This is a genomic window from Bacteroides sp. AM16-13 (genome assembly GCF_003602705.1).
Lineage (GTDB): Bacteria > Bacteroidota > Bacteroidia > Bacteroidales > Bacteroidaceae > Bacteroides > Bacteroides xylanisolvens.
Genome location: NZ_QTLK01000021.1, coordinates 65792 through 85422, shown reverse-complemented (window position 1 = coordinate 85422; position 19631 = coordinate 65792). Strand labels below are relative to the sequence as shown.

The 19631-nt window shown below is 40.3% G+C and carries 9 protein-coding genes; all 9 read right to left on the bottom strand.

What is annotated here, in order from left to right; all coding sequences use genetic code 11:
* Positions 1-40 precede the first annotated feature (40 nt).
* Positions 41-2860: a glycoside hydrolase family 98 domain-containing protein gene (locus DW173_RS16715; protein ID WP_120144828.1), complete on the bottom strand. Its 2820-nt coding sequence runs from the start codon at positions 2858-2860 to the stop codon at positions 41-43.
* Between the two features lie 23 nt (positions 2861-2883).
* Complete coding sequence (locus DW173_RS16710; protein WP_120144827.1) at positions 2884-4527, bottom strand: glycosyl hydrolase; 1644 nt, start codon at positions 4525-4527, stop codon at positions 2884-2886.
* 33 nt (positions 4528-4560) lie between these two features.
* Positions 4561-6813 carry an endo-1,4-beta-xylanase gene (locus tag DW173_RS16705; RefSeq protein WP_120144826.1) on the bottom strand — a complete coding sequence of 751 codons (2253 nt, stop codon included), beginning with the start codon at positions 6811-6813 and terminating at the stop codon, positions 4561-4563.
* 32 nt (positions 6814-6845) lie between these two features.
* On the bottom strand, positions 6846-7880 hold the full coding sequence (locus tag DW173_RS16700; protein WP_004299668.1) for a DUF5627 domain-containing protein: 1035 nt from the start codon (positions 7878-7880) through the stop codon (positions 6846-6848).
* Between the two features lie 31 nt (positions 7881-7911).
* Positions 7912-9687 (bottom strand): RagB/SusD family nutrient uptake outer membrane protein, encoded by a 1776-nt coding sequence (locus DW173_RS16695; RefSeq protein WP_120144825.1) that lies wholly within the window; start codon positions 9685-9687, stop codon positions 7912-7914.
* 27 nt (positions 9688-9714) lie between these two features.
* Complete coding sequence (locus tag DW173_RS16690) at positions 9715-12534, bottom strand: SusC/RagA family TonB-linked outer membrane protein (RefSeq protein ID WP_004322248.1); 2820 nt, start codon at positions 12532-12534, stop codon at positions 9715-9717.
* A gap of 32 nt (positions 12535-12566) precedes the next feature.
* Positions 12567-14438 carry a RagB/SusD family nutrient uptake outer membrane protein gene (locus tag DW173_RS16685; RefSeq protein ID WP_004299665.1) on the bottom strand — a complete coding sequence of 624 codons (1872 nt, stop codon included), beginning with the start codon at positions 14436-14438 and terminating at the stop codon, positions 12567-12569.
* A gap of 16 nt (positions 14439-14454) precedes the next feature.
* Positions 14455-17607, bottom strand: coding sequence for a SusC/RagA family TonB-linked outer membrane protein (locus DW173_RS16680; RefSeq protein WP_120144824.1), 3153 nt, complete (start codon positions 17605-17607; stop codon positions 14455-14457).
* A gap of 120 nt (positions 17608-17727) precedes the next feature.
* Complete coding sequence (locus tag DW173_RS16675) at positions 17728-19461, bottom strand: glycoside hydrolase family 43 protein (RefSeq protein WP_120144842.1); 1734 nt, start codon at positions 19459-19461, stop codon at positions 17728-17730.
* Between the last annotated feature and the right edge of the window lie 170 nt (positions 19462-19631).

Here is a 19631-nt window from a genome sequence, read left to right as displayed (position 1 = left end):
ACTACTTGTAAAATGCGGATAATCGAATTTAAGAGAATTCTTATTTTCTTTCGATAACAATGTTGTCGAGATACAAGTCACCGGCACCTGATGAATTGGCTTTCAATTCAAACGTATTTGCCCCTTTTCGTAAGGAAACCGACATTAAGGCTGTATTCCATACAGTATTGTCATTATCAGTTTGTGCAAACTCCGGGGTACCTACTTTGGTATTGTTTATATACATATCTACGGTATTGACTGTAGCCGACGGAGCACGATAGCGAATACGGATTGTATATACACCATCTTCCAGTGCAGTAACAGCATCACGTACGGCAGCTGCAGAACTAGTACCGAAGTTTATATATCCCTGTGCTGTGTAGTTACGTATCGGCTCCGAATCTCCTTTTGTCACTCTCTTAGTCACATTCTTAAAATCAAAGCATTCAGCCTCATACTGATAAGCGCCCTGATAAATTTGTGGAGAAGCGGGAATCTGGATAGATGCTGCAGTAGATACAGTTAAACGATCGGTGGCTTTTCCTGAGCAATTGACCGTCAAATCCAATGGTCCGTTATGAGTGACAGTCAGCGTATATACATCTTCTTTCCAATTCTCGGAAACTTGTGCAGTACCATTGGCTCTGGAAGATACAGAATGAGTTGGTTTGGATGTACATCCATATATCTTGATTACCTCCGTTTTGCTCGAACCACTAGGGTCATAGTTATTCATGTAGAAGGTGAGCTTATTGGCATATTCTTTTATAACACTTACAGTATATTTGGAGTAAGCCAATTCCATCTTGTCACATGTATTGTATTTAAACGGAATTGCAGCATTCCGTATTCCGGCAAGTCCGTTATAAACCACCCAACCATTTTCTATACGTCCTGCATAAAGTTCTCCCGTATACTCTTGCGGGAACCAACGGTTGAATTTTCCAACTTTAGTATTTACATCGCTCCAAGCTCCTTCAAAAGTTGATTGGTTGATCTTATACTGGAATGAATTAGCTACATCGTCACACAATTCGAACGCAACAGGAATCGTAGGATAACGGCCCGTTTTCTTAAAGTAACAATGATTATCCCAAAGATTGCCATCATCATCGCGAAGGTAAAGCCCTTCATGCAAATTCTTCGGGCTGCTGTATTTAGCATTATCATCACCGGAATAGACATCTTGAAGAATCACCACTTTCGTTCGGTCAATAACTTCTTTCCGGGAAGGAATACGAATTGTTTTATCAATAATCTTACGGAACATATCTATATTGATATTGACAAATTGCGGAAAACATTCCCAATTACGGCTCTGATAACCATCACCTACACTGACTGCATTCGTCTCCTTAAAACATTGCTGCCATATAAGTTCAGGTCCGTCGATAACAGTCTGACCTGTCAGCATTACATGCTCTATAATAGGCAGCGCACCGGCAGCCGGCGGGAAATCCTTATCGCCATTCTGTCCTTTCTCCTCTGTCCAGCCGCATTGGTCGAAACGGATACCGTACTGACCTGCAAAACCGGAGAGCCACGTGCCTAAGCAAATTCCTTCGACATTGAAGAAGCCACTTTGCGTGGTGTATTTCTCACACATAATGAAATTTTCAGAGTACAACTTGGCAGTTTGGGCAAAATCAGAATTACGCTTCACAAGAGCAATAGGATTAATATTAGCCGACCAAGTATTACCACAGAAACTAACTACCAAATATCCTCCATATTTATGAGTAAGTTTCAAAAGTTGATTCCAGTGAGCCACTCGTTGTAACCACGATACAGAGAACTGGTCATCATACCCCCAAAACTGCTCACAATAATTGAAACCAAGAAAGTTGGGATATTCTCTGAAAAACTCATCATATACCCGAACCTTATCGTCACTTTCAAATTGACTATATAAGCTGACATCCTTAAAATGACTAAAACCGCCGCTTGAAGGCTGCACCATCGCCCACACATTATTTTCAGCACACGTCCTCAACCACGACTTTGCTATCTCATAACCATACTCGCTTACATTATAGATCCCAGTAGCCTCATCATGGCTTACAGACAACGAGATATTAAAAATGGTAAACGGACGAATATCTGCAGGGATAAGGTCTATGATTTTCTGAGGATCGGCATAATTCCATGAATCGATATGAACAAACCATGCCGGTTGTTCAGGAGAAATAGGACGGCGTAACGCCCCCGTTACCGGAGGAATTTCGGGATTGTCTCCTTTAAAAAGATTCAGTTCGATGACAGGTGTCCGGTCGGTAAAAGTGAAACTGACAGATTCGTCACCAATACTACTCACTTGTTTAAACTGACTGGTAAGTTTGCCGCTCACCGCCTTGTCAAGGGTACGAGACTTAGCTCCGTATTTTACAGTCCAATAGCCGTCAGTGTTAATATCCACTATCGGTGCAACTGTATTGTTTTCATCCAACACCTTGACCTTTTCATCATTCTCAAACGTTAGCCAAGCATCATCAAGAGTCCAATAATATTCATCATGTTCTACTTTGGCACCTACTTTTGGAGAATAAACTACATCCTCTCCTCCGCCTTCCAATGCTGCTATCTGAGCATACATACTGAAGCTTGTACCATCCGACAACTCAATCGTATAACTCGCACCATTATTCACCGGATTGTATGTCTTTACAGCCAGGTCCTGTTGTTTGGCCTCAATAAGCTTACGTAATGCCTTGACATTAGTATTAATATTCTCGACAGCCGTACCGGGTTTCGGTACGGAAGGAGCGTCAGGATCAATGACATCGTCATCTTTACAGGAACCAAGAATACATGCACAGCATACTATTCCGAGAAAAAGTAGGGATGATAGCTTACTTTTCGTATTTAACAAATTCATCATATTCCAACTAGTTATTATTATCATTAAAATGTCAATCTGACTGAAGTTATACTGTTAGCAGATAACAACACCGTTATGCCTTCAGCAGATTCCATCAAACCAGTATCGATCACTTCCATATTTTTTGTTTCGTTCGTTTCAACGGCACTTGCTTTTTTTATTCCTGCTAATGGTATTTCCAGCCATTGAGAAGCACCATTCAGATTCAATAATACGATGGTCACTTCACCGGTCTTTTCATCCAAATAAGCAGTAGCACATACTTCTTCATTATTTGTAACTGCCTTAATACGAGTTGTTTCTGTTGCATATTGAGCATAATGAGCCATAATATAACCATTCTTTGTGATTTCTCCTTCACCCGTCGGACTCCGTTTGTCCGTATCGCCCATCAAACCATAAAAGCGCTTCAAATACCAATATATATAAGCACTGCAATACCCCTCCATACACATGTGAATCTCTTTACCAAGATGGTTGAGACTGTATTGCCATTTCAGGAATTCCCATTTCGAAGAATCATCAGAATTCTCACCGTCATTAAAAAGATGTTCTGTCATCCACCATGTCTTTCCTTGAATACGTGAATACACACCACAGATGTAATCGTGGCGGTTCTTAACATATCCGCTACTCAAATCTGTAAACCCTTGATAGAGATGTCCGGCTAGAATATCCGTTTGAGCAAATGCTTCGGCGTTGTTGATAATAGGATCAGTATATTCAGGCTGCATACCACAAGCTTCCGGTGACATCAGCTTCACTCCTGTTTCCCGTATCCTTGCTCCGTATTGTTTTACAAAATCCACTACTTCAGAAGGAGTCCAGTACGTAAATTCCATATCCGGTTCGTTCTGGACGGAAATCGCATAGAGGTTCACCCCTTTTTCCTTCATAAATGTAACATAACGGATAAGATGGTTTGCATACGCTTCATAGTTTTCTTTTTTAAGGTGTTTCATTTCCTTTCCATTCACCGTGATTTTATCTGCAAGCGCATCTGTACAATCCCATGGACATGCAAAGATAATTGCTCCGTTAGCTTGTGCTGCCTTTGCTGCTTCTACATCTGCACTCCAATCTGATTCGTTGGGATAAATCATCAAGCGAAGGATAGAATATCCCAATCCGCCGACACCATACATTTTATCTAATTGTGGTGCAGAAATAAGATTGTCACCACACCAGATCTTCGGATTGTACATACCGCCAAATCCTACAACCGGCTGATATTTCACCGAAGGATCAATATTGAGCGTAACAGACTTGTACGCTGGAGCTTGTTCTACCAGCAAATCAACAGTTGTTTCATTAGTTTTATCGAATAAGTGAATGGTTTGCGTACGCTTTTTCATCGTACTGTTTGCCCCACAAGATACACGAACCTTCGTGTACTGTTTTTCCCCACTACTATTCCCACCTGATGTAGGAGTAACGCTTTTTACGATCTCTCCTTCACCGATAGTTATCTCCCAAGAAGTCTTCGCCCATTCCACCACAACATCCGTCTGACTTTCCCCAGTACTCACAGTAATGGATTTTTTAAGAAAGAGCGCATACGCGCCCTTTCCTTCATCCATTTCTTTTTTTTCATCTTCCCCTCCCGAACAAGCCCCCAAGAGGATATTCGCAAGAAAGAGCCAAAATAAAAATGTAATATTCTTCATATATAAATAGTCCTTTTAATCCAGAGAAGAGGATTATTTCAATCCGTCCACTATACCTTCATACATTTCATTACGGTTATAGTCCGATGTCCAAGGACACAGTTTATAACCTGTATTGGTCTCTGTAATACCCGATATAGAGATTCCGTATTGCTTGTCCGCAGGAATAAGTCTTCGATACTCCTGCATGATAAAAGCCATATAAGAAGCAGCGGCAGCTCTATCTTCTTCTGTTAATTTATTAATCGCAATAAAGTTGCCATCCAGTTCTTCAACCATCATGCTAAGATCGGATACCCGTATAAGTTTACCAGTCTTACCTAGTTTATCAAACAGATTGGTGATCATCGTTTTATTGCCTTCCTGGAAAACAACATCTTTGGAATAAATTGCATTGAGAAGAATATTGTACCCGTCAATTTTGGTAACGTTGTCTTCTTCCCAAGCATTAACTAAAGATATGAGCTCATCAGCCATATTCCCCATTTCATCATATTGACCAAATGTGTTGCTGACAAAAAGCTCAAGATCTACATTGGCATTCTTCACTGTATCACGGGCAATCTTCACGGCGGTACGTGCATAGTCTACTTCACCCAAATATTCCCCCCAGTTAAATGTATTATCATTAACAGTCTTATCCAAAGGATTACCAATTATATTCCAAGCTTTTACACTCTTCGTTTCATTCACACCTGCATACACCATACCACCAATCCATTTTTCCATTTCTTTAGTGAAGATTTCCTTTTTCTCTTCTGGAGTCTTTTCGATATGTTGCGGCTTGGCTTCCCATGTAAAAATCAAATTATCGATGTATGCTGTCCAGTTGCCAGAACTGGAACCGATCGCAAATGTTATTTCATTGAGGTCTTTCATTGCATTGGGTATCTCAATTGTAGTAGCTGGAACCGCTTCACCCAAAGCAGTGTAAGTACCTTCCTTCACAAAGGTCACAAATACACCATCACGTTTCCAAGTATCATTCTCTGCGTAACCGTAAGCAGCTGCATTTTGATTGAGATTTAATAACTGACCATTAATTTTCACGTACATTCCATAACCATACATCCCTTTTAAAAGGCGCATATCCATTGACATGCCAGTATAATCTCCAAGAGTCTTGCCTTCAGCTAACTTAACTGTAAATTCCGGGAAGTAATGTGAAGCCTGATCTATGTAAAGTACATGACCAGTCTCTCCAGCTGGATCTTCTACTACAGTAGCTGTACCGCTATTGGGAGCACCAGCTCCAGCAACCATAGGATACACTGTATTCAGATTATCCCCTTCAAAATTGATAACCGTAGTACCTTTTCCGGATACTTCATAGTCCATAGAAATATTATCCAGATAAAATTGTGCACTAGTGGATGCAGAACCTATCGCTAAATCAAATTCTGTCAGACTTCCTAAACTTTCGGGTACTACCAATCCGGGAGCGGTATCATCTTTCAGATTAATTGTTCCTTCACGTTTCCATTTGTCACCTCCGTCACAGAAACCATCTCCATTTTTTCCTACATTAAACTCCGTTCCATTGATCAAGACTCGTAAACCTTGTCCCCAAATCCCATCAGTTCCTACAAAACGCAAATCTATATTCAATCTAACGTAGTCTCCGAGTTTTCTTCCTGCAGGCAAAACTACGTGAAATTTAGGATAGGAATAAGCAGCTTTCACATCATTTGTTCCCACATGTAAAACATGACCGCTTTCACCGGCAGGGTCTTCCTCAACTGTAGCCGAGCTATTACCTGTCATCGGATAAGTCGTACCGATAGCATCATTTTCGAAATTAAACAACTTAGTCGTTCCTTTTTGTACTTCTACCGGAATATCTATCGGCTCGATAAGCTTATTATAATATGCGGCACGCTGTCCTTGGTTTGAACAAAGTACCCCTCCATAAAGAGTCACGCCAGCCTCCGCTGCTACATCGGCAGCCGTTTGCATGCCACCAAAATTGTAAGTACCGTCCTCCTTTAGTGTATTTAGCGGATCGTAAGAACCGTTCATATCCACTGCATCAAAATTGGTAAACACTGTACTGAATGCAATTTCTTTCTTTACAAATTCGCTTCCCGGTACATTTACAGCCAACTGAAAAGGTGTACCACTACGGTCAATATACGACTTCAGCAGGTCAAATTGAGCTAAATATTCGTTGATAGCTGCATTCTGTGGTTTTTCTACTTGAAGTTGGCAATCATATTCGTCTGTACACGACATTATCGACGCAGCGATCAGTGTAAAAGCAATTATCTTGTTATTGATGTATTTCATATACTCTTGATTTTAACGTTCATATCAAAACATCATTTTCTCACTACTTCGAGTGACTTGCCACCATACACATTACGTGTACGTAACACCAAAGTGTCTTTTGTTGCAAGCTGAATGTTATTGTCTGTCAAATTGACTGTATAGTCAAGATAAATGGCATTCCTGTCTTTTCCACCAAGACTATTTTTCTCACCTTTGCTGACAAACTTGCCACTACCGCTTACCACTACATTCTGCGAACCAGAGTGTACAGTGCACGAACCATCTTCTGCAAATGACAAACGAACAGTATAGCTAATATCCTTACCACTTTCATCTTTGGTTTTCAGTGTCAAAAGATTGTCTTTCATACTTTTAGTAGAAATATTCACAACTTCATCATTTTCCACAAACTGTTCATGGCGAATAATATCTTTTGATGTGCCTGCTACAGTAGCATGATCAATGCCACGACGCAAGTACTCTCCGTGCCAGGGATTCACATACTTCACTGCATACAAGACAAAGTTCTGCGGCAATATGCTCCAATCACCGGCATTAGTTAACACCGGATTTTCAACAACCGGCTTCCCTTGCAAAATAGAGTCCGCCCCCTGAACATTAGTCATCAACAAAGGAATGACATAATTCTCACTGATCGATTTTTCATCAGCAAAAAAATCATCCGTCAACTGCACTTCTACTCCCGCCATTATTTGCCCTTTAGGAATCGCAATTCGATCGGAAGCCAACGTGTAGTAAGAAGCCGGCATAGGGACAAGAGGCTGATCTGTATCTTTAAAATAAAGATTGTCACACAAGGACTCATCCACTTTAAAGTTTATCACCACATTGTTTCTATTAGTATATCCTCCACCCCAAGCAGCTTTTATTACCATCTTATGCTGATTGTCAAGAGTATTATCCACAAATTCACTCTCACCAAGCTCTATGGTACGAAGTCCGTATTGGTTGGCAAAATATACTGTCTGGTAATCGAAATCAGGAAATTCATTGTCACTACTTTCGCATGACGTCCAAGTAAGGATCAATAAAACCAGTCCGATATATGCTAAGTTCTTTTTCATAACGTACTTTTAATTAAATATAATTCTATAATTATTTCCACCCTCTATTTTGTACAAGGTTGCTGAACTTAAGTATTTCAGAATTTGGAATCGGGCAATAATACATGTAATCTTCATAATTACGTTCTTCGACAACGAATTCATTAAAAGAATGCCCATCTCTGTCCCAGTCGATACCACGTACCGGCTCGTTCAAGTTTTCTTTCCAACGACGTATATCCCAGAAACGGAAACCTTCAAAACAGAGTTCCAGACGACGTTCATTACGGATAAGATTAGCCATTTTGTCTCTATCGCCCGCACATTGTTCCAGATAAGGATCAGAAGTACCGCCTATACCAGCACGCTTACGAATAGCCTTGATTACATCATAAGCCGAATAACCATTTCCATTATCTCCTTTAGGTCCCCACGCTTCATTAGCCGCTTCAGCATAAGCCAAATACATCTCTGTATAACGAATACGTGGAATATAATGCTGCTGATTCGTAACCGATCCGAGCGCACGATTTACATCCATACGCAGTCTTTTCTTCATATAATAACCGGTACGTGTAGATCTCTGCTCTTTCACATCTATACCGTCATCAGTGCCCGATTTGCGCCCTGTATATATAGGTACATCGCCTACTCCAGCTATACTTCCGTTATAGATAATATATTTTGCCAAACGAGGATCACGTCCATTATAAGGATTATTCTTATCATAGTTACTGTTAACAATGTCCGAGATAGGATACCCATTAGCCATAGGGAACGCATCAACAAGGTTTTGTGACGGATTCATATTGCCACTACCATTCAAAGAAGGCGGAAAGTTATTTGCCTCCTGTGAATTGGCAGCCTCACTATTACTAACATTTTCACGCCAAATAATCTCTTTAGGATTAATGCCTTTTTGCAAGTTCTCTACTACCTCTTTTGAATAATATTCCACTCCTTTATCATCCAATCCGCCCAATCCTCCATTGTAGTTGAGTACAACGGCAGCCGCATTAGCAGCATCGGCCCATGAAGCAGGATTAGAGGCATCCTGAAAAGCCGGACTAGCAGCCAAAAGAGCTGTACGAACACGATAAGCACGTGCAATCAGACCATTGAATAACTGACGGGACTTCTCTCCCATTACAGTATTATATTTACCTTTATCCTGAGTAATACTCTGAAAATCGGCAGGTACCTCATTCACATCATTATACTCCCAAGGAAGTAATTCTTCGGCTTTTTCCAAGTCACTATATATCTGCTGTACACAATCAGCAAACGAAGCACGAGGTAAATTAAGGTCCGAGTTTATAGTAAGATACTCTGTCAAACGAGGTACACCGAGCAATTCTCCGTTTTCTCCAAATCCAGCATGTGCACGAAGCAAATAGTATAAAAACATACCGCGAAGTCCATAAGCTTCCCCCTTGGTACGACGAGCAAACAATTGTGCTTTCTCTGCATCATCCGACCACCTTACCTTATCCACATTTTCCAGGAAAAGATTGATATACTGGATAGAACTGAACGAATTGGTCCATTGATTGATAGGCGTCCATAACCGGGAAGTCCAACCACCGGTAGCCATCGTGAGAAATGCATTGTTCTTCTGATTAATGACAGCATCATCTGTTGCATATTCACTATTATCATAGTATCCCGGAACGCAACGGTACACATTCACCAGGAAGCCTTGTGCATATTGAGCATCGTCGTACATCTGTTCCACATCCTTGAAGTTCTCGATGGCCGGCTCGAAAAGGTCATCGCAACTATTCAGCATCAAGGCAGCAGCTACCAAAAATATTATTTTCTTTTTCATATTATGTACTATCTTTTTTAGTTAGATTTAGAATGCGGCCTTAAAGCCTAGATAGAAATTCCGGTATTGGGGAGCCCCCAAACTCATCTCCATATACTCACGTTCTTTTGCTATTGTAAGTAAGTTGCTTCCACCACAATACAAGCTAAGTCCACGTATGAAAGTTCCGTTGAAAGTATCTGTAGGAAAATCATAAGTAAGCTGCACATTACTCAAACGGAAAACATTATTCTTGTACATCCAGAAAGTAGAATTACGGAAGTTATTATCACCATTGCTGGTAGAAAGACGAGGATAAGTAGCTGTTTCTTTCGTTTCTTCAGTCCAACGTCCCATAACGATTTCTGAGAACTTGCTCGTACCTCTGTTCCAGTAATAAGAATTATTTTTAAAAGCCACCGCACCGGTTTGTCCCGATCCCATTGCAAAAAGAGTAAAGTTCTTGTATTTCAATGTCAAATTCAAACCAAAAGTAAATGGTGATGTAGACCACCCGCCTGCACCCAGATCAATCTGGTCATCACTATTGATTACACCATCACCATTGATATCCTTATACTTCAGGTCACCGGGACGAACTGTGCCGAATGTCTGCTTGGCATGTTTCTCGATATCAGCCTGATCTTGAAAGAAACCTTCGCAAACATATCCATAAGTTGCATCAAGTGCACGACCCTGGCGCAACAAATAAGACTCATTCGCCACTTCATCACGAATAGAAGCTTTTGAAGAAAATACCATTCCATTAAACCCGAGAGTCACGTCGAAATCACCTATCTTTTTATTTGCACTTAGTGAAAAATCAAAACCAGTACGTTTGTCTTCATTATAATTGATCCAAGGTAAAAATGAAAGATCTGTACCTAAATCGAAAAACGAAGGATAAATAGTAGAAGCACCTTGAGTTAGAAGTCCACTAGTCTTCTGAGTAAAATAGTTCGCATTAATTCTCAACAGTCTATTGAATAAAGTGGCGTCTATACCTGCACGAACTTCCTCACGAGTGATAAAGTCAAGATTCGGATTGTCACCTCGTTTTGAACCGGTCGTATTACCACCCACCGTTCCGTCATACCATTGAAACCAACCGCCTTTGTCAGAAAAATAGCCCTTATACATATAGTAATCAGAAATATCAAGATCCTGATGCAACTTGGCATAAGAAGCCGTAATCTTCAGATCGTCCACAAAGCCTACACTTTCCATAAACTTCTCTTTACTAAGTCTCCATCCCAAAGTGACCGATGGAGAAAAAGCGTTGCGATTTCCTTCCGGCAGCTTGGCTGAATGTACCAAAGCACCACTAAAGTCTGCATAATATTTATGATCGTAATTATAAGAAGCACGCAATCCCAGATTTACGTTGCTGGTACGATGATAATCACTACTCTCATGACCTTCATCAGCCGAACTTTGTGTCTGATATCCCCATCCCAACAAGGTCGCAGATACATTATGGAATGTCTTAAATGTACGGTTATAATCAAACTGTGCACTGAAAGTCATGGTCTGGTCGTAAGTCGATTTACCTACATATTCGTTAGTTGATTTTGTATCATCATTGAATTTGGTAAGTCCGATAATCATATCCTTACCATTCACATTAGACCATTTAGGCTCATAAATAGCATACTTTTCAGCATAAGCTTCTGAATAATAAGAAGTGTAATCTACGCTATAAGCAGTTTTGAAAGATAAGCCCTTTAACAAGCCTCCAAGATCCGCCATCACAGCCACATCAAACATAAATCTACGTGCTTTTTCCTTCGTATATCCAGCAGCAAGCAATTCGGAAAACGGGTTTGTCGTGTCTGCCGAAGTACCTCCTAACAGATACTTACCGTCTATAAGATGATTGCTGTTGGTTATATATTCCTGTATATATGCAACATTAGGATCCATCATATCAATGGGTAATAATGGTGCAAACCAGTTGGGGCGCAATGTAGAAGCCGCTCCCCAAAAGTCACCACGGCCTTGATAACTATTGTCAAAGATAATAGCAGCATTAGTAGTTGCCTTAAGCCATGGAGCCAGTGTCATATCCACATTACCACGTACATTAAAACTCATATCATAAGCTTTCTTTGACTCACCGTATTTCAACAGGCTATTAGCATAATTCATACCGAAGTTCAAGTAATAATGAGTCTTTTCATTACCTCCATATACTTCACCCGTAACATCTGAATTAGTATAGAACTTTTTCAAATAATCTGAACTATAAAAGTCTATGTCCGGATAACGATAAGGATTAGTACCCATTGCTGTGTTATAAATAGTACCGGCATCATACCTTTCTGCTATACCGTCATTACGACAAGCTTCATTGTACATGGTCATATAACAATCTGCATCCAAGTACTTAGGATAAGCCTTCGGGACATTCACCCCTACATTGGCACGAACATCGATATGCATGGGTGAATCTTTGCCTCGCTTGGTAGTGATAAGAATTACTCCTTTCGCGGCACGGCTACCATAGAGTACCACAGCTGCCGCATCTTTCAGCATAGATATACTTTCCACTTCCGAAGCCTTTACACTTGATGCACTACGAGGCACACCGTCTACCAGTACCAACGGTCCTTGTCCCCAAAGGGATGATCCATTGTAACCACCGACAAAACTTTCAAGGCCCACAAGGCTATTATTGTTAGCAGTCTTCTTTGTCAGCTCTGACGTGTTGACAGTAGAAATGGCATGAGTCAAATCTTCCTGAGCAACTTTGCCGAAAGCCACATTCACTAAGCTGTCCTTGCTTTCCTCCTGTGCCTGCACACCTGTCATGCTAAGCAATGACATGGCAAAAACAGTACAGCCGATATATATAAACTTTCTATTCATATTTCGCGTCATTATTAGTTAATACGTCATGATTACCATCCCGGATTCTGGCCAAAGCCTTCATACAAGTAAACATCTGCTTTGGGTAATGGCAGCCAATAGTGTCTGTCGGTATACTTTCTCTCCACCAGTACCACTTCTTTCAAGTTCATGATTTCATTCTCCTCCGGATGCTCTTTGTTATAGCTTGCGGTAGGTACACGGTCAAACTCAATCTTTGTCTTCAAGGTATAAGGACTCTTATCAAGAAGCATCCAACGACGAAGATCCATAAAGCGAAAGCCCTCAAAAGCAAGTTCTACGGCACGCTCGCGGCGAATCTCACCAAGAAAGTCTGTCGTATTTCCAGTAAATCGATCAAGTACGTGAGCCACACCGGCACGATCACGAATCTCATTGATAGCATCTTCAGCCGTCATATAGAAGCTAGAAGCTTTACTTTGCGGAGAGCCATAACCTACAGCCGTTGCCTCCGAGTACATCAGATAAACATCTGCTAAACGCATCAAACTTAAAACAGCGTAGTGAGCACCTCTGACGTTAGCATTATTCACTATTTTTAGACAGAGCTTACTATTCATATAACCTGTAAAACACCCTTTCTGTGGATCTTTCTCTTCACTGTCCGCTCCATTCGTATACAACTGGCAATATTGTCCGTTTCCAGTTTCTCCACACCATTCACCGTCAAATATGATGTCTTTATAAAAACGCGGATCACGATTTTTCCAAGGATACTTAGGATCATATCCTGATTCTGCATCGGCTTTTGTCATATCTTTGATCGGATAGCCATTAGCCATACCAAAATAATTTACATAATTAGCAGTCGGATAACATTTAATACCAGCATTGATATGAGAACGCGGACGAAAATCCGTATTCATGTTATAGTTCCAACGACCATCATACTGCACTAAATTTTCGCGGAAGATAGCTTCTTTCACCCCATTAAGCTTACCGCCGGAATTGTATACGACAAACAGGTCGTTATAATTTTCCATATCTGCTAATTCATAGCGTTTAGTATCCTCAACAATCTTCAAAGCTTCGCCAAAAGCTTCAGCTGCACGCTTACAACGTCCCGCATCATACTCTTTGTCACCTCCAGAAGCCCAGTTCATTAGCGGACTACCCGCCCAAAGCAACGTCTTCCCTTTATAGGCCAAAGCCATAATTTTATTAATACGAGTATCATTCAAACCAAGAGTAGCTCTACCAGCTGTGGTTTGATCCCAGTCAACGGGAAGCAAAGGAATAGCATGGTCAAAATCAGCCACACATTTTTCAGCACACTCTTGCCAGGTAAGTCTGGATAATGCAGGAGCAACATCCGGCGGTAATACTTGGTCAACATAAGGCATTCCACCCCACCATTCCATCAACATAAAATGAAACCATCCACGGAAAAAATAAAGTTGTCCTTCAATAAGATTACGTTCTTCTTCTGTAGCACTTACCAAATTACCAAGATTAGCTATACCAATGTTAGCCTTACGGATACCATACCAGCAAAGTTTCCACAGATTACCCTTATCACTGCGTTCCTGTGAATTAGCCTTTCCACCACGTATAGAAGAAGGATAAGAATAATAACAGGTAGTCCATCCCCAGAAATCACCATAGTCAATATTACGGGCAAAGAGGCGAAGCTCCTGTGGCTCCCAATAATCTTCCTCACCAAAATTAAAACTAGTATGATACTCACTGTTTGATACAACAGGTATACAGTTATAGAGTTCCTCGGTAAATCCCTGGAAATTCTTGAAATTCTTATATGGATCATTCTCTTCAATGTCACTATATGGAGATTTGTCCAAATAGTCAGTACAAGAAGTAGCTCCCAACATACCGGCCAAAGTGATGACCGACGTAAGGAATATTTTATTAATATACTTATTCATAGTCTTTACTTAGTATTTATAAAGTAATGTCGATACCAAGATTGAAACGGCGCATTGTCGGATAAGCACCATCAGAAGAACTATATCCGGTATTAGATTCGCGATCATCCGGCATTTTAGTCCACATATAAAGATTATCACCGTTCAGATATATACGGCAGTTTTTGATCCCCATCTTCTTCAACCAGTTTGATTTTTGGAAAGTATAGGACAATTCAACGTTTTTCAAACGCAAATAAGAACCATCGTACCAATATCTAGTGCCTGATGCTGCTTGATCAATAGTGGTCCCCCAACGCGGTGCGGGCAGAGTAGCACTCCCATCGGGAGTCCAATAATCACCTTCAGCATAAGCTACATGGGCAGTGCTACGGAACGTCGGGAAATTGACTTCACGAGTCACATTGTTTACTCCATAGAACTGTGCAAAAATGCTAAATCCCTTCCATTCAGCTCCAATTGAAGCGTTGTAAGTATTCTGAGGCATCGTAGAATACTGATAGGGAGCACGGTCATCAGCATCAATTACACCGTCGCCATTAAAATCGACAATGTTATAATCCCCAGGAAGTTTTGCATCATTACCCGTTGTCCAAACCGGACTTCCAATCACGTCATCCCATGTAGCAAGATTACCATGATCAATATAAGAATATACCTGATTAATGGCATGTCCCGCCCCTTTCTGGTAATCAGGTTTCAAAGGTGCATCATCACGGAATTTCACTTTGTTGACGGCATGAGTCATGCTAGTATTGAGCCAAGCACGAATACCATTATTAAAAGTATGGTTCAATCTCAACTCCAACTCATAACCATGACTGCTCACTTTACCGAGATTAGCATAAGGAGCATCAGTTCCAAAATAAGAAGCTATCGCTCTATCGCTTCCCTTCACCAAAATATCAGTACGAGTGTCATTGAATATATCCACCGAACCGGCAACCGCCCCTCCTAAAAAAGCATAATCAATACCTAAATTTCTCTTTTCTACAGTTTCCCATGAGATATTAGGATTCCCCAGTCGACTGATTGTGTAGTAAGTATAAGGAGTATTAGCAGGCTTAATATTACCCATTAGTGTGTTACCTCCATAATCCAACTGATTTTTATATAAGAAACGACCATCTGTAAATCTTTGCCAAGGCTGAACCACCGCATCATCTCCCACTCTACCCCAAGAAGCTCGTAACTTCAACATATCGAGAAATTTCAGATTGTTCTTAACAATTTTTTCCTCGCTAATCATCCATCCTAATGAAAAAGAAGGAAAAAAAGCAAAACGGTAATCAGGACCGAACTTCTCTGAACCATTATAGGCACCATTAGTTTCGAAGAAGTAGCGCATAGCATAATTATAAGTTAAACGAAACACCCAATCTTCACGATAAATAGGGAACACACTGCCCGACGCTTCTTTCAAACGACTGAAAAGAGCAAGAGCAGTCACTTCATGTTTACCGAAATTTCGTGCATAATCCATTTGCATGGAATAATAAAGCTTACGATAAGTAGCACCAGTATTCACGCTACCAGCCTGATGTTCCCAATAGATAGGATTGATAATAGCATCCAAACCGGTACCAAGCTCCGGTTGTTCCAAAATAATTTCTCCAGTATCAGGTCTAACCCACATACGCTGAGAATTATGATACATATCATTGACACCACGTTTATTTTCAACAAATGTATAGTCCATTGAGAAATTAGCTTTGAATTTCAGCCCTTTGGTAAGCATATGCAAATCTTGCTCAAGGATAAAATCTGAAGTCATCTTTGTAGTCGTACGTTTCTCTGACCCTGCTACAGCCAGTTTGTATACGGAGTTAGGCACATCGGCATCACGAGGTTGATACCATCCCCACATACCGTTAGAATAAATCGGACGCATGGCATCAGGAGCACTTTTATAGGCTGCTGCCCAAAAAGTTGCATCTTGGTCATTATAGTCCCATGGTACGGTACGCTGAGCATTCGATCCAAATAGATTGGTAGAAAACTTTGTAGTTTTAGTCAATTGGAAATCCAAATTACTACGCACATTAATACGATTATAGCCAAAACCATAATCATAGCCACGACGGTTATCATATACTTTAAACAAGTCACCTTCACTTACAAAATCAGCCGCTGCAAAATAACTGACAATTTTTGTACCTCCAGAAACATTGACACTAGTATTGTAAGACATGGCTGTACTATTAAACAGTGCTTTCTCCCAATCAGTATTAGGATAACGATCCCATTCTTCCGCATTGGCAGGATGACGATACTTATCAATAATGGAAGTCGGAGTATAGTCATTCCAGCCATTAGGATTAAGACAAGCCTCGCGTTCAATAGAGTTATTCAACAGATAAAAAGTATCGTATGCATCATACTTCTCCGGTAGTTTGGATGCCACCTTTGCTGTTACATTAGCTTTGATTTGCACACTAGCTTTTCCTTCCTTACCACGTTTGGTAGTTATAAGAATTACACCATTGGCACCTTTCACACCATAAACAGCCGTAGCAGAGGCGTCTTTTAACACTGAAATATTCTCTACAGACGAGATATCTACCGAACTCATCTCACGTTCAATACCATCCACCAATATTAAAGGTTCACTATTATTCCACGAGCTCTGTGTACGAATGATAATCTGAGGATCTTCTGCACCAGGCATACCAGAAGAAGCAGAAGTAATAACTCCCGGCAAAGACCCTGTCAATGCTGAACCAAGACTAGTTACACCACCGGCACGCTCCAGCGTTTTGCCACTTGTCTGCGTGATAGCACCTACCACTGACGCTTTCTTCTGTTGTCCGTAACCTACAACTACTACTTCTTCCAGTTGTTTGGTATCATCTTCCAACGTCACTTTTATCAAACCTTTGGAAGCCACTTTTACTTCCTGTGGTTTCATTCCTACATACGAAACAATAAGGATAGACTTCTCACTGGGCACAGTCAATACAAAATTGCCATCTATATCTGAGATCGTACCTACTGAATTATTACCTTTTAAAGTTACCGAGGCTCCAATGATTGTCTCACCATTACTGTCAAGAACCGTTCCCCTCACCGTTATCCCTTTCTGTGCTGATGCTGTTACAAAACTAAACAACATAAGGAGAAACAGGTAAGGAATTTTTTGAATTTTCTTCGTTACATTTTTCATTACCATTAGTTTAAGATGTTAATTAACTACATTGTTTTCTAATCATCATTCTTTTTTTAATTGCATTAGCTATCATTATAAATACCACCCATAGTTGCTAGTATTAGATTTATATAAAAAAAATAATTATTTGCAAGTAGCGTATAATCCAATTGTAGTACCGGTAAATCCACCAGCCGTTGTAGTAGAGAGATAACTGGGATCTACATCTTTACAAAGCAGTTTCCAGCTTTTTTCACCATCAATAGAATAATAGAAATCGTAACCAATTCCTTGAGATACTAATTTCAAATATACTTCATTTGTATCTGCGTCTATTTCATCTGAAGCCAATGTCTGTTCCTTTTCACCGATTTGTTTCAGAGAAATATTTTTATTCTCACCCACTTTATTCAAGCAGAAGAAATATTGATGCGTCTCATCTTTAAACAATAACATTCCGGCTGTTTCCTTATCGTTAGAAGGATTGAACAACATACGGGTAGCACATTCAAATTTATGATGTTGTAACCGACGGCAGACAAATGCCGGAGTTTTCTTTTCCGTAGCGCTAATATCTGCACACTTCAAGGTCAGATATCCGGGCGTTTCCGTCAATGAATATAAATCGGAAGCAGAAGCTCTTAAAGTCATCCAGGTCATGTCAAGTATAGGAGAATCAAAGTTCTCTATTAACTCGAAATTACCATAAGTAACTGTCGTATCGCGTTTCGCACCTTCACGTTTTACAATCATAGGTACTAAATCATCGCCTTGTGTCATGTACGGGAATCCGTCTTCACTCCATTTCACCGGCATCATAAATGTTTCACGTCCCAAATTCTCAAACTGATTATTAATAGGGCGACAAGCCAGAAAAACAGCCCACCAATCTCCCTCTTTTGTTTGAATCAAGTCTGCATGACCAGCACAGGTTACCGAATTAGGACGGTCAGAATTCAAATGTCTTTGCGTCAGAATCGGATTGTTTTTCCATGGAAGAAACTTACCCATCGGAGAATCACCACGGAAAATCACTTCCGAGTGCCAGTTTCCCGTTCCACCTTCGGCGGACATCAAGAAGTACTTTCCATTTATTTTATATAAATGAGGGCCTTCTATCCAAATTGGTTTGTCTGCCGGTTGAGCTCCTTTGTTTACAAGAATTTTACGGGGACCGACCGTCTTATCTGTTTTCACATCAAACTCTTGTATACGTATAGTACGGTGTCCGCTATATTCAGGCTTATTATCCGGAGCCTCATCATTATTAACAATATATGCCTTACCATCTTCATCAAAAAAGAAAGAAGGATCAATACCTCCGACCTCCGGCAACATGACGGGTTCCGACCATTCACCAAACGGGTCTTGCGTCTTAACAAAGAAATTTCCGGCTCCTACATTGGTTGTTACCATATAATATGTCTTGTTATACGGATTATAAGAAATAGCCGGAGCAAAAATACCGCCACTCACTTTCTGTCCTTCCATATTCACTAATTGCGAAGCACGGTTCAACACATGCCCTATCTGTTTCCAATTCACCAAGTCCTTGCTGTGAAAAATAGGAACACCGGGGAAATAAGTGAATGTAGATGTTACTAGAAAATAATCACCTTTTCCATTTGTACAAACACTAGGATCAGAATACCATCCCGGCAAAATAGGATTATAGAAATAGTCTTCACCTGACAGAGGATTGGAAATATAGAAATCATCATTTCCTTTATAAGAAAAATAATCAAAGAGAGCCACAGATTTTCCAATAGCCGGTAATTGTTGTTCTTTCTTTGAGTTACATGACATCATTGTTATCCCCAACATAAATATGGAGAGCCGGACGATTGACATTAATTGTATTACCTGTGTATTCTTCATAATACCTCTTATTTTCTTTATAATCAAATATGAATTACTGATCTTTTTCTGCAAAGATATGCCAGCTTATAAAACTACAAACATAATTATGTTACGGGCTTCTTTTCCTAAATAACATCTTCATTTTCAATGTTACATCTATCTTTCCCCTTGTAGCACGCCCTAATAAT